The sequence below is a fragment of the Erythrobacter sp. W302b genome (genome assembly GCF_046452395.1).
Taxonomy (GTDB): domain Bacteria; phylum Pseudomonadota; class Alphaproteobacteria; order Sphingomonadales; family Sphingomonadaceae; genus Erythrobacter.
This window is the reverse complement of sequence record NZ_JBKFDH010000004.1, coordinates 72,116-85,486: the sequence shown is the minus strand read 5'-3', so window position 1 is coordinate 85,486 and position 13,371 is coordinate 72,116. Positions and strand designations below refer to the sequence as shown.

The window sequence follows — 13,371 nt, the reverse complement described above, 5'->3', positions numbered from 1 at the left end:
CGGTCAGAGACCATCTACCGGTGACGGCGGCGGCAGATGCTTCATTGGCGGAAAATCGGTTTGGAAGGTGCCGAAATGAATCAGCAACCGTTGCAGGCTGCTGATTTCTCGCAGCCCCTCGGTGAGACCTAAATAGGTCCGAGCATCATTCTCGCATGCGACAGCTAAAGCCCGCAGTTCAGCAACACATTCCCCTTCGATCGCCGCTCTGGTCTCATCCCAATTCGCCAACTGCGCTTTATTGGGGGTGCTGTTTCTTCTAATGTCGCTCGCCAACCTGTCCCATCGCCGCATCCATTCCGCGTGGCTTGCACCAGCCTGTCCGATGCCAAAGACGATCTGAATGATGGAAACCAGCGCGACGATTGCGGCGGCAATTTGCGCTATTGCTGGCGGTCCGGAGCTCATTAGGCTGATAAAGGCTCCCGTCCCCGCCAACAAGACGGTCACGCTTAGCAGTTTATCCGTCACCTGGAGAAAAGATGCTCTCCTTCGGTGATAGCGAGCAGAATAATCTGAGCGAAAGGCAAGCGTATATCGCTGGTCTAAAATCTCATCATGTGATGTCATTTTTGGCGCGGCCTAGTCGGGGGCTTTTGCGTTGAGGTAATCTTTTGGGCTGCCCCTCCAGGGTTGGTTTTTCGACCATCATTAAGATATGTTCTGCTTTCCTTCGAACCTGGGCCGCTGCTGGGTTTCCGGTCTCCGTCCGACCGCGCCTTTTTGTCTGTCATGCCGTCATCCTCCGTGAACTACATCTGGAACATTTGATGACCAGACTACATTCTCGGGGTCATCTGCGTTTACAATCTGCCAAGCGCGAAAGCCAAGCTTTGGTTCAGGAACAGAACTGACAAAGAGACCATCATGCAACCCCATCAGAGCGCGACGATTATTTGTTTCGTCAATGACACAAAGATAGAGCCCGTCTCTGTTTGCGATGACCTTTGGCAATCCTACTTCGCAAGCTGACTTCAAATCTACATTGGCTAAATAATTGCCCAGTATGATGATGTTCCCGTTTAATCTTTCGATTTGAACGGCGCTGGGGATTCCTGGCTGAGTGCTAGGGCCACCTGTTTCCGTCAGGATTACCGCATGGATTGTACCATTACTCGAATGCTTCCACCGAGCGGCTACGCATAGCGCTCCTTCGCCTAGCGAGGGCAAATAGAACAGGGTGCCGGGCTCCAAATCCTCAAGGTTAGCGATGACGGGTGCGTCTACCATCATGGCAAGCTGTCTCCTGTTTCGCGGGCATTCTAAACCGCAAGCCGCTGTTTTTAAAGGAAGCCATCACATTGGTTGTGGGGAACTGAACGCCTTTACACTGGTCTAATATCAATTCTGCTGCCGTTCGCTCCCTTGTGTACGGTAAAGCCATTGGGAACAGCCTGTTGCACCAGAGGCACGTGTGAAATCAGGCCCACGGCACGCCGTTCGCCCACGATATCCTGAAGCACCTGCAGGACCTGATCGAGTGTGCCTGCGTCGTTCTCCGTGTCTAGGCTACCGAAGCCTTCATCGATGAAGATCGTGTCGAGCCTGATTGCACCGTTTGTCATCTCCACGATGTCGGACAGCCCGAGCGCCAGGGACAAGGCTGCGATGAAGGTCTCGCCGCCCGAAAGCGTGATGATCTCGCGAGCGCGGCCGGTCTCGATGTCATGGACGCGAACGTCCAGTCCTCTCTTGGATCGGCCACCAACGCTAACGGTGTCGCGCTCAAAGCGATACCGGCCACTGGTCATGGGATCGAGGCGCAGGTTCGCTGCTTCGAGAACCTGATCGAACATCGCACCGATGGCGAATGTCTCGAGACTGGTCCTCATCTCGTTCTGACCGTCGAAGGCTTCCGCAATTCCCCGCAGTGCCCCTGAGGACTGCTCAAGGGCATGAAGGTTTTCAAGCTGATCTGCCAGACTGGTCTGCAGCCCGAGAAGCGATTGGTGTTTCTGCTGAGCAGCAGCGCTCTGCTTCACTGCCTCGTCGGCGGCGGCCTGTGCTTGCGCGCAGCTCAGACGGTAGGGTTCGAGGCTTTGCCGCTGCGCGTTGCCGACCGCGTTTCTTGCCATCGTTTCCCGCGCGCGGGCTTCAACAAGGGCGGTGTCAAAACCCGCGATTGCTTGCTGCAGTGCAGGGATCTCGGCAATGTCGGGGATTGCCGCGCGATAGTCTGCCTCCGCGATCCCAAGATCGGTAAGGCGGGCTTCAAATGCTGATCGCTTTGCGGCGAGATCGATGCCGGTTTCACTGACCGCGGTCGAAGCGCTGTGCAGTGAGGCTGCTGCCTTGATGGCAATGGCATCAAGCTCGCGCTGCCTCGCGTCGGCATCGGCAAGGGCCTGCTTCCGGCTGCTCAAGTCTGCGGTGGCGGCATCGATTGCGGTCTGCAGAGTGTCTTGCTGGCGCAGGTTCTCGGGGACCGATGCAATCTTCTCGTCGTACGCCTGCCGGGCCAGTGCCTCTGCAGTCGTTGCCTTACCGAGCGCGTCTCGAGCCTGTTGGAGGGCCTCCGTCGCTGCCATCTTGCGCGTGCGCACGTCAGTCAGCTCCTCGGTGAGAAGGCCGATATCGACGTCCGGGCCCAGAGCGCTGATCTGGCCAAGGACGCGTTGCAGATCGTCATTGATGTCGCTCAATTCGCGCTTTGGCTCCGTGAGCCCATCCAGAACGGCACGTTTCGCGTCGAGCGTGGCACGGGCCGAGCTGGCGGCAGCCTGAGCCTCGCGGTCAGCCTTGGAAGCGGCAAGGGCGGCGCCCTGAGCATCGCGCCACGCCTTTTCGAGTGCGCCCGCATCGCCTGAATCATGGGCCGGTTCGGGGTGATCGCTGGCGCCGCAAACCGGGCAGGGGTGCCCGTCCTGCAATCTCTTAGCAAGGAAACTGGCCTGGGCTGAAAGGAAGGCGCGCTCGTGCGTCTCGGCGACAGCTATCGCTTCGGAATGACGTGCCTGCACGTCGCGGGCGATTGCCGATGCCTTCTCGCAGGCCTCTTGCGATAATTTCACATCTTGCGTCGCCTTTACGAAGGCCTGCGCAGCATCGAGCTCACTCTTCAAACCGTCGCGAGTTCCGTTCAGCTTCTGTCGCTCAAGACCATTCGCTTGGGCCGCCGCGAGCGCAGTCTCCTTCACTTCGCAGAGATCAACAGCCTTTGCCTCTGCGTCGGCGGCTTGAGAGTGAGCCTGTTTTGCTCGTGCCAGCCCCGCCTCGGCTGCTTCAAGGTCAGCCAGACGCTCGGCGGCATCCACCAGAACTTGCTTGTGGCGATTCAGCTGCTCGATCTTGCGCGCGATGTCCTCGATCTCATGATCGCGGAAGCGAAGATCGCGCAGTGTCGCATTCGCCGCCGAAAGAGCCTCGCTTGCCTTTCGTGCTTCGACTTCAGCGTTGGCGTGCGCATCAATCGCTGCGCGGTAGCGCCTCTGGGCATCGGCAACGCTGGCGTCGAGGTCCGATATGCGCCGCGCCAGCTCGGCCTGGGATCTGCGGGTTCGCATCGCCTCGAAAGTCTGGCCCTGTGCTTCGAGCTGCTTGAGTGCAGCGGACGCAGCCTCGACCTCGACAAAGCGCTTTTCTTGCTCTTCGGCGGCCGCATAGGCTTTGTTGGCAACAGCGAGCACGGCCGCTGTCTCCGAGACTGCCAGCTGGGCAAATTCGTACCGTTCAAGTGCCGAGGCGATGCCGTCGGCGAGCTCGTCCGAGCTGCTGTAGCCCTCGGTTTGAAGGCGGCTTGCGTGTAAGCGGTAGCCGTCTTCGATCTCGCGTCTGATGTTCGCGGCATCGGCTTTGAGCTTTTCGGTGAGCCGGCGGTACAGAGAGACGTCGAACAGCTCCCGCAGAATCTCGAGCCGGTCCTTGCTGTTCGACACTAGGAAACGCTCGAACCTCCCTTGCGGCAACAGGACAATCTGGCGGAACTGTTGTGCGCCATAGCCGAGAAGACCTTCGACGTGGCTGAGGACGGCACCGACCTTCTTTTCTGCGATCGGAACGCCCGAGTTATCCGGACCGACATCATCGATGGCGACGCCCGATACGTCGAACAGCCAGGCAGCGTGTGGCTGCATGGTGTGACCCTCGCCTCGCGCCTTCGGCCGTGCCTGGTCAGGTTGACGCCTGACATAATACCGCTTGGAGCCCAGTTCGAATTGCAGGCTCACTTCGGTCAGCAGATCCTCAGGCGCAAAGTCAGAGCGCATCGTACCGATGCCTTGCTCCTCTTTTGCCCCCTCGCCAAACAGGGCGAAAGAAATCGCGCTGAAGATCGACGACTTTCCTGATCCGGTTGGACCGTAAATCCCGAAAAGGCCGGCATCCGTCGCCTCGCGGAAATCAATCGTCTCCGCGCCGCCATAGGGACCGAAAGCGCTGAGGGTGAGCTTGATGGGCCTCATGCTTCTTCCTCCATCGTAGCGAAGGATTGCAGCGTGGAGGCCACAATCTGCCCTTCCGCCTCCGACAGGGGCTCACCACGGATAAACTCGAGGAATGCGGAGGAGAGCGTCTGCGGGTCATCAATGGCAGCGCGCTGCTCTTCGAGGCGCAGCTCTGCTGGTCGCTCGTTGCGCTCGTAGGAGAGCTGAACGGCATTGGGATAGAATGCCCTGATCCTTTTCATCGGGTCGATCTGCGGGGTGTCGTCCGTGAGAACGACGCGGACGATGTCGTTGGACACTTCCGTGGCTGCAAGCAGCTCGAGCAGCTTGCCTCGGATGGTTCTGACCTGACGCAGCGGCCGCAGCGGCACTTCGGCCACCGTAACAGTGCCGTCGGCCGCAAGGTCGATCAGGCTGACCGACTTCTGCTGACCTTCCTCATCGAACCCGAACGCCAAAGGGGCGCCGGAATAACGGATGTGATCCATTCCCACCGGTTGCGGACGGTGGAGGTGCCCAAGAGCCACATAGTGCGCCCCGTCGAAGGCGGTCGCCGATACCGTCTCGATCCCGCCCACCATGCGCGTGAGTGGACGCTCGCTCTCGCTGGTTGCGGCGCCGTCGACAAAGGCGTGGGCAACGACAACCCAACGCATTCCCTCAGCCACGTGCTTGCGAGCGCTGGCAAGCTGGGCCCGGATGACATCTGCCGGGCAGGCGATGGCGTCGTCTTCGAAGCACATGCGGGCGGCGTATTCGAAGGCAAAGGGCAGGGCGGAAATGGCCACGGGCCCATGCGCATCGGAAACCACGAGCGGTCGCTCATCTTCATCCAGTGGTCCGCGCACGATCGCGACGCCGCCATCTGCAAGAACGCCCATCGCCCCGATCTGCGCGGCGGAATCGTGATTGCCTGCGATCATGACGATCGCCGCATCGGACGCTGCACGCACGGTTGTGAGAAACTGCGAGAGGCGGGTTATCGCGCTCTGCGGCGGGTTCGCCCGGTCAAAAATGTCGCCGGCGATGATCACGACGTCGGGGCGTTCATCATCGATCACCGCGAGGATCTGGACGAGAATGTGGTCATGGTCTTCATCGAGGGACAGGCCATGGAATTGGCGGCCCAGATGCCAGTCGCTGGTGTGCAAGATGCGCATTAATCTGTCCTCGAATCCACGTGCATATAAAATTTATATAGACGTGCCGCAGCTCGTCAAGTAGGGTTCGGACATGGACGATCCTGCACTCAAGCCAGCAATGCTTGCCCGCCTGGTCTATCTCGACCGGTGCCTGACATGGCGCGGACAGGTGAATCGCAAGGACCTGATCGAGCGTTTCGGGATCTCGTCTCCGCAAGCGGCAATCGATCTGAGGGAATATCTCGACCGGGTTGCAGAGCCGAAGCCTCGCTACGACACGGTCCGAAAGTGTTATGTTGCCAACCCCCACCATCGCGGCCTGCCTTTTGTGGAGGATGCAGGCTCGCCGGATGAGTTTGTCGGCCATCCCACATCGAGCGGCCTTTCTGTTCTTCCATCACCGGCCCGGCAGTGCCCCCCATTTGTGATGCGTCGCCTATGGCAGGCGGTCGAGCAGCGGCAGAAGATCGAGATCGGCTATGTGTCGATGTCGAGTGGGCTGCGTCAGAACCAATGGATCGCACCGGCGCATTTTGCCTCCGACGGCGAGCGCCTGCACGTTCGGGCGTGGAGTTTCCACCACCGCGAATGGCGCGATTATGTTCCGGTTCGGGTCCATCCCGACAGCACCTTCGATGTGGCACCGGTCGGCGAAGACCTTCCGCGCGATGCTGACTGGGAAGAGTTCGTTGAAGTCCGGCTTCGGCCGCTGAGCAGCCTTACAGAAGAGCAGCAGGCCGCTGTCCGGTTGGAATATGGGCTCACGCAGGAAGTTCTGAGCTTCGCGGTACGCAAGTCGCTCGAATTCTATGTCGAGCGACGCTGGGGGCTCAAACAGGAGGGCGCGCGATTGGAGCGCTGTTAGCCCACCCGGGTGACGGGATTCTGCTGCCACAAGGAAAGGAAATGGCCATGGTTGGAAACACGACCGTCGATCCGCTGGCATGGGCATCGGCGGTGACAAGGCCCGAGATTGACGCTGTCAGGAACCCGAGAACTGGCCATGTGCTAAATGTCCGCCGGTTGATCCGGGCATTCCGGTATGAGCGCGCAATTCTGCTACGGCAGAGACTCAAGGCGCTCGTCAAACGGGACGACGCACGCCTGGTGTGCGCGACGTGCGGTGTCCCGGTCTATCTGGCTTGCAGCACGACGAAGCGGTTCTTCTTTCGGCACCGCCACGAAGATGGGTCGTGCCCCGCTGTCACGCGGATGCAGCTGAGCGAAGCCGATATCAGGGCCATGAAGTACCGCGGCGCCCAGGAGAGCGGGGCGCACAAGCGGGTCAAGGCACTTCTTTTGCGGAGCCTCTCGGCCGATCCACGGTTCAAGGATGTTGCTTCAGAAAGGACCTGGAAAGCAAGCGAAGGTCTCTGCGGTCTGCGCCGACCTGACGTTTCGGCACGGACGGACACCGACAGACTGGCCTTCGAGGTGCAGCTGAGCACAACCTTCATGGACGTCGTGCTGAGCCGGAAGGAGTTCTATCGTGCCGAAGGAGCGGCGCTCGTCTGGGTCTTGCCGTACTTCCATCCGACCTATCGTCGCATGACCGATGATGACATCCTGTTCGGCAACAACTCCAACGTTTTCGTCGTCGATGAACGAAGTGCTGCCGCGTCGGAAGCGGCAGGAAGCTTCATCATGACATGCTGGTACCGCAAGCCGATCATTCAGGGTGATGAGATCGTTGATGAGTGGGTCGAGCGCTTGGTCCGGTGGGATGAGATCACGGTCGATGTAGACCGCCAGACCATCATCGTCTTCGACTATGCCCAGGAGGTAGCAAGGCTCCGCGAAGAACTCAGAGCAGCCCACTTGGAAAGGATCGCAGCTGCCAAGGCCGCTGCAAGGCAGGCCCTGGAAGACCGGGAGAATGATCTGCGCGAGCAAGTGCTTCGGTTCGTCCTCGATGCCCCGCGCTATGACGATGACCTGCCTCGATACCAGGCATGGGCTCTCCTCAATGACCGCCTTCGTTCCATGGGATACGGTCTCGACGGTGAATACCCGGACTTGCTTACCGCTGCGCGCATGGTCCATCTCATCGAGAGCGCAAGGGCGGGAAAGCCGGTTGGCTTCGGCTACAAAAGCTTCACTGAGCTAGGCCATCATATCATCCACCAACACCCGGAGCTGCTTCTCGCTTTCGGCCACATGCTACGCAGGTTTGGAACAAAAGAGGCGCTGTATCGCGACGATCGAACAGGGAAGCTGAAGGCAAAGCTTGAGGCTGTGCGGGCCGACCTACTCCATGACCCGAAATACAGGATGGCAGAGGATGAGGAGCGTTTGTGCGCGTTTCTTTCCATGGGAGCATCTCGAAAGGCACGACCCGACAACGACAATCGCGACCAGCACGGACGCGAGGCGGCATAAGCTGACCACTGCCAACACAGGACACGACTAATGGGATTTCTTGCGCTCGTCTCAGCTGCAACCTTTGTCTGCACGCCCATTGCCGTCTGGGACGGAGATGGCCCGATCTGGTGCAAGGAGGGGCCGAGGATCCGGATCGCCGGCATCGCAGCCCGCGAAATGGATGGGACCTGTTCGCGGGGGCACCCATGCCCGTCGTCCTCTGCGGTGGCGGCAAGGGATGAATTGGTCCGGCTACTCGGCGGGCCGAAGGGCCAGCGCGACAGTGGTCACATCATCGTGCGGGCGCCAGCGATGCGATGTTCAGCGGATGGGCAGAGCTATGGCCGAGTCGTTGCCAGTTGCAGGCTTTCTGATGGCCGAGACCTCGCTCAAGCCATGCTGGCCACAAAGACAGTCTTAGCTTGGCGTTGAATTTCACAGAACGGATCATTTTGGGTACGATAGCACCACGAGGAGTGAGGAGTTGCCGGGATACAATCATCATCCCAATTGCACTTGTGGCTGGTGCTTAAAGTTTGGAGGTGCCCGCCGATTGGTTCCGCGCGAGCCAGCCCGGCAATCCGTCTATATTAACCATCAGTCGACCATTCCAAATGCCTACTGCCCTGTCTGCGGTGCGACCGTATTCTTCTACCAGAACAATCTCGGGAGCCGGGTGTTTTTTGATGAGCTCGGGCCACCATGGCCTAAGCACCCCTGCACGGACAATTCGACTTACTCGGGCAGGCAGTCGCAGATCCCGAAGCTCATTTTCGATCAGGGGTCGGCACCGGCAAAAGCAGGCCCTTTTGTGCAAGGGTGGATCGCACTTAAATTTTTGCGCCAAAAGCAGGAGGATGAGTGGACTGTCCTGTCTTTTCAAATAATTGAGACAGGCGAATATGTGAGGATCCTGACGCACTACCCGGCCGAGCTGCCGCAGAAGCTGCCAGTGTTCATGCGGCCATGGGATGCCCGAGGAATGACGGAGCTTGAATACTTGGTGCCCGAACTTGAAACTCATCGACTTTGGGGCTGGCGTTACGCCGATTGGTATGCTGCCAGTGCCATGGCGTGTGCTGAAAGACGTGCGGCGGAGAACTAAACCATCACGTTCGGTATGGGGGCCTCTAGCGAACTGCAAGCCTGTCCTAACTATTGAGTTGGTGGTTTATGTCCCTGTTAAGCTGAGGTATCCCGATCCCCGTGCAAATCATTGATAACATCAACGTGTTGCTCGGGGACGAGCTCAAGAAAGACATCAAGCGCGGTCAGCGGCTCCGCATTGCCGCGTCGAGCTTCTCCATTTTCGCGTTCGAGGCTCTGCGCAAGGAGCTTCAGCAGATCGAAGAGCTGCAATTTCTGTTCACCGAGCAGACGTTCACTGCCGAGCGTGCGACAGACGGAAAGACGCGTGAGCGCCGCGAGTTCTTCATTCCCAAATCCAAAAGGGTTGCCGGTCTCTCCGGGTCGGAGTTCGAGATCCAGCTCCGCAACCGGCTGACCCAGCGGGCGATCGCGCGCGAGTGCGCGGAATGGATCCGGAAGAAGGCGCGCTTCAAGTCCAATGCGTCCTCGGCCCCAATGCAGCAGTTCCTTGCGGTTGACGGTGCGCCGGCCAGCGTCGCCTACATGCCGCTGTCTGGCTTCACGGCAGTCGACTTGGGCTATGCTCAGGGCAACGCTGTTTCCAATTTCGTGAATCGCTTCGACGAGGCGATGCACACCCAGAGCTACATCCAGCTCTTCGACACCATCTGGTCCGACCCGTCGCGCGTGGAAGACGTCACCGACGCGATCTGCGACCACATCGCCTCGGTCTATCGGGAGAATTCCCCCGAACGCGTCTATTTCATCATGCTCTACAATATCTTCCATGCATTTCTGGAGGATATCGACGAGGATGTGCTGCCCAATGACCGGACGGGCTATCAGGAGAGCCTGGTCTGGCAGAAGCTGTTCAACTACCAGCGTGATGCGGCAACCGGAATCATCAACAAGCTCGAGACCTTCAACGGCTGCATCCTGGCGGACAGCGTCGGTTTGGGGAAGACGTTCACCGCCCTGGCGGTGATCAAGTACTACGAGCTGCGCAACCGCTCGGTCCTCGTGCTGTGTCCGAAGAAGCTGACCGATAACTGGCTGAACTATAACACCAACCTGAAAACCAATCCGTTCGCCCGGGATCGGTTCAATTATGACGTCCTGTGCCACACGGACTTGTCTCGCACCTCGGGCTCATCGAACGGCATTCCGCTCAACCGGGTGAACTGGGGCAACTACGATCTGGTGGTGATCGACGAGTCCCACAACTTCCGGAACAACGATGCCTTCAAGGAGAAGGAGACCCGCTACCAGAAGCTCATGAACCAGGTCATTCGGGCCGGCGTGAAGACGAAAGTGCTGATGCTGTCCGCGACACCCGTGAACAACCGGTTCAATGATCTGCGCAACCAGCTGGCCCTGGCCTACGAAGGCCACTCCGACACGCTGTCGGAGAAGCTGAACACCACCGCCAGCGTCGAGGAGATCTTCCGCCGGGCGCAGGCTGCCTTCAACCGCTGGTCCAAACTCCCGCCCGAGCAGAGGACCGCGGAGACGATTCTGACCGAGCTCGACTTCGACTTCTTCGAGTTGCTCGACAGCGTGACGATCGCCCGGTCGCGCAAGCATATCACCACTTTCTACGACATGACCGACATCGGCCATTTCCCGCAGCGCCTGAAGCCATTGTCCTTCAGGCCGCCGCTCACCGATGTTCCGGGCGCGATGGATCTCAACGAGATCGTTGCGCAGCTGACGCTGCTCAAGCTCTCGGTCTACGCGCCAACCAGCTACATCCTGCCGAGCCGCCTCGCCAAGTATGAGGCGCTCTACGACACGGACGTCTCGAGCGGTGGTGGGAAACTGCGGCAAGCCGACCGCGACAAGAGCCTGCAGGCCCTGATGACGGTCAACCTGCTGAAGCGCCTTGAAAGCTCAATCCACGCATTCCGGCTGACCTTGGGCTCATTGGCTGACAACATTCGCAAGACGCTGGAGGTGGTTGAGGACTACCGCTCTGGACGCGGCGCCAGTTCTATCGTCGACTATGCTGACGACATCGAAACACTCGAGGCCGAAGATGATGAGCTGGAGGGTTTCGGGGCCTACCGTGTCGGCGGCAAGGTCCGGATCGATCTTGCGGACATGGACGTGCCCGGCTTCGCACACGATCTTGAAGCAGACCTCGCCCTGATCGATGCCCTTCTGGGTGAGATGACCCGCATCACGCCTGAGCATGACAAGAAGCTTCAGCATCTGAAGAGTCTTATCGGCGAGAAGCTGGACCGGCCGATCAACCCAGGCAACCGCAAGGTGATCATCTTCACCGCCTTCGCTGACACAGCGCACTACCTCTATGACCAGATCGCGGCAGAGATGTTGTCGCAGCACCGCCTTCACACTGGGCGAGTGACAGGGTCGGACGCCCCGAAGTCCACGCTCGGGAAGGGGCATGACTTCCAGACGCTACTGACTCTGTTCTCGCCGCGCTCAAAGGAGAAGGCGGCAATCATGCCCGATGAGCCGGGTGAGATCGACATTCTGATCGCTACTGACTGCATCTCGGAAGGCCAGAACCTCCAGGACTGCGACTTCCTGGTGAATTACGACATTCACTGGAACCCCGTCCGGATCATTCAGCGGTTTGGGCGGATCGACCGCATTGGCTCTCCCAATGCGCAGATCCAGCTGGCGAACTATTGGCCGGACATCACCCTCGACGATTACATCAAGCTCAAGGAGCGCGTCGAAAACCGGATGATCATCGCCGACGTTACCGCGACCGGCGATGACAATGTGCTGACCGCCAAGGCCAGCGACACGGCCTATCGCCGCGAACAGCTGCGCCGGCTGCAGGAAGAGGTCATCGAGCTCGAGGATGTCCGCACCGGCATTTCGATCACGGATCTGGGGCTGAACGATTTCCGCATGGACCTGCTCAACTACGTGAAAGAGCACGGCGACCTCGCTTCGACACCCAGGGGGCTTCATGCGGTGGTGCCGGCTGAACCCACCAAGGGGCTCGAGCCGGGCATTATCTTTGCTTTGAAGGCCGTGGGCGGAGATGCTTCGGCAAACCGACAGAACCGCCTGCATCCCTACTATCTGATCTACATGGGCAATGATGGGAGCGTCGTCGCCGATCAGACCCAGGTGAAGCGCTTGCTCGATCTCGTGCGGACTGCGGCCAAAGGCGTGACAGCCCCGGTTCCGCCAGCATTCCGGCCCTTCAATGCCCGAACGGCCGACGGACAGGACATGAGCGGGCCGTCCCAGCTGCTCAACGCCGCAATCCGCGCCATGATTGACGCCAAGGAGGAGCGGGATCTCGACAGCCTGTTCTCGGCCGGTGCCACCACTGCGCTCTCCCACACCATCCGCGGTCTTGAGGACTTTGAACTGATCGCCTTCGTCGTTGTGGAGCAGGCAGAGGCCGGAGCTGCTGCGTGACCCTCTATGCGTGGCCGCCGCGAACGGCATTTGGCCGCGCGATCCCGAAGAGCCGGATATACAGCGCCGCGCAGGTTCCGCGCGCGATGCAGGCCAAATTCGTCGATCAGGTCGAGCGCATGGAGTGGACCCACGTGCTTCGTGCGGATCGGTTGAATCTACGACCGTCGGCAGACGTCGAGGAGATAGCCGTCATCGCGATCGACCTGCATACGCCGGACGTCGAACCGGCAGTTCTGGTGGCGATCGAGAAGGCCATTCCGCGGCCGTTGATCCTCGAGCTCAACAATGCCGGGCGCACTCGGATGGCAATGGCGTGGAAGCGCCCAAGCCAGGCGGAGGCGGGCAAGTGGGTTACCGCAACGCACGCCTTCACCGCTTGGGACGCGGGGGATGCACCGCGTCAGGCTCTGCCCACCGCGCTGGACATGGGCACGCTCTATGCGCGGCTGCTGGAGCCCCTGCTACCGCCAAAGCGAAGCGACGACGAGCCGATTGCAGCGCGTGTCGCCCGGGCGGAAGAGGCCGCACAGATTGAGCGTGAGATCACGCGGCTTGAAAATGCTCTGGCGAGGGAAAAGCAGTTCAACCGGAAGGTTGAGGTCAACGCGGCGCTTCGAGCAGCGAGAGCAAAGCTCGAGGCACTCCGGGCCTGACTGGCGTGGATAATTGTTCCGCTTTTTTGCAACTTGTGTATAAACAGATCTAACATTTTCCACTTCGGGGGTTGGAGTCGGTTCGAATCCGGCGGCTGCACTAGTCCTGATTGCCCTTCTTTCAATCTTTCGCTTCCTCGGAAGCAAGTTTTTTAAGGAGAAGGCTATGGGCAAAAAACTGAAGAATTCTATTTCGAAAGTCCGTGTAGTTAATCGTTGCTGTGCAAATCTGGTCAAGTTCGTCCCTCATTTCATCGAGACTGTGTGGGCGGTTGGGGCTGGTGTAGCCGCATCGGTGGTATCCACCTCCACCCATTGAGCGGGCAGCCCAACAGC

9 protein-coding genes are annotated in these 13,371 nt (G+C 59.5%); 5 read left to right on the top strand and 4 right to left on the bottom strand.

The features are described from left to right. Window positions 1–3: 3 nt before the first annotated feature. The 4 genes from ACLBKT_RS16385 to ACLBKT_RS16370 all read right to left on the bottom strand — a co-directional run bounded on the left by ACLBKT_RS16385 (window position 4) and on the right by ACLBKT_RS16370 (window position 5,542). A complete protein-coding gene (locus ACLBKT_RS16385) occupies window positions 4–570 on the bottom strand; it encodes a hypothetical protein (RefSeq protein WP_410184054.1) in 567 nt (188 codons plus the stop codon). Window positions 571–738: 168 nt separating this feature from the next. After that, window positions 739–1,233, bottom strand: a complete 495-nt coding sequence (locus ACLBKT_RS16380) for a hypothetical protein (protein WP_410184053.1) — start codon at window positions 1,231–1,233, stop codon at window positions 739–741. A gap of 92 nt (window positions 1,234–1,325) precedes the next feature. After that, complete coding sequence (locus ACLBKT_RS16375) at window positions 1,326–4,400, bottom strand: AAA family ATPase (RefSeq protein WP_410184052.1); 3,075 nt, start codon at window positions 4,398–4,400, stop codon at window positions 1,326–1,328. Beyond that, window positions 4,397–5,542 (bottom strand): exonuclease SbcCD subunit D, encoded by a 1,146-nt coding sequence (locus ACLBKT_RS16370; RefSeq protein ID WP_410184051.1) that lies wholly within the window; start codon window positions 5,540–5,542, stop codon window positions 4,397–4,399. The genes ACLBKT_RS16375 and ACLBKT_RS16370 overlap by 4 nt, the downstream gene beginning before the upstream one ends. Window positions 5,543–5,615: 73 nt before the next feature. Between ACLBKT_RS16370 and ACLBKT_RS16365 the strand changes: the two genes are divergently transcribed. From ACLBKT_RS16365 to ACLBKT_RS16345, 5 genes are all read left to right on the top strand, one after another. Beyond that, a complete protein-coding gene (locus ACLBKT_RS16365) occupies window positions 5,616–6,389 on the top strand; it encodes a hypothetical protein (RefSeq protein ID WP_410184050.1) in 774 nt (257 codons plus the stop codon). Between the two features lie 41 nt (window positions 6,390–6,430). Further along, window positions 6,431–7,903, top strand: coding sequence for a DUF6035 family protein (locus ACLBKT_RS16360; protein ID WP_410184049.1), 1,473 nt, complete (start codon window positions 6,431–6,433; stop codon window positions 7,901–7,903). A gap of 535 nt (window positions 7,904–8,438) precedes the next feature. Beyond that, window positions 8,439–8,990, top strand: coding sequence for a hypothetical protein (locus ACLBKT_RS16355; protein ID WP_410184048.1), 552 nt, complete (start codon window positions 8,439–8,441; stop codon window positions 8,988–8,990). A 101-nt stretch (window positions 8,991–9,091) separates the two neighbouring features. Further along, entirely contained in the window at window positions 9,092–12,379 is a 3,288-nt protein-coding gene (locus ACLBKT_RS16350) for a helicase-related protein (RefSeq protein ID WP_410184047.1), read from the top strand. After that, window positions 12,376–13,035 (top strand): DUF4391 domain-containing protein, encoded by a 660-nt coding sequence (locus tag ACLBKT_RS16345; RefSeq protein ID WP_410184046.1) that lies wholly within the window; start codon window positions 12,376–12,378, stop codon window positions 13,033–13,035. Before ACLBKT_RS16350 ends, ACLBKT_RS16345 begins: the two co-directional genes overlap by 4 nt. The last annotated feature ends 336 nt before the right edge of the window (window positions 13,036–13,371 follow it).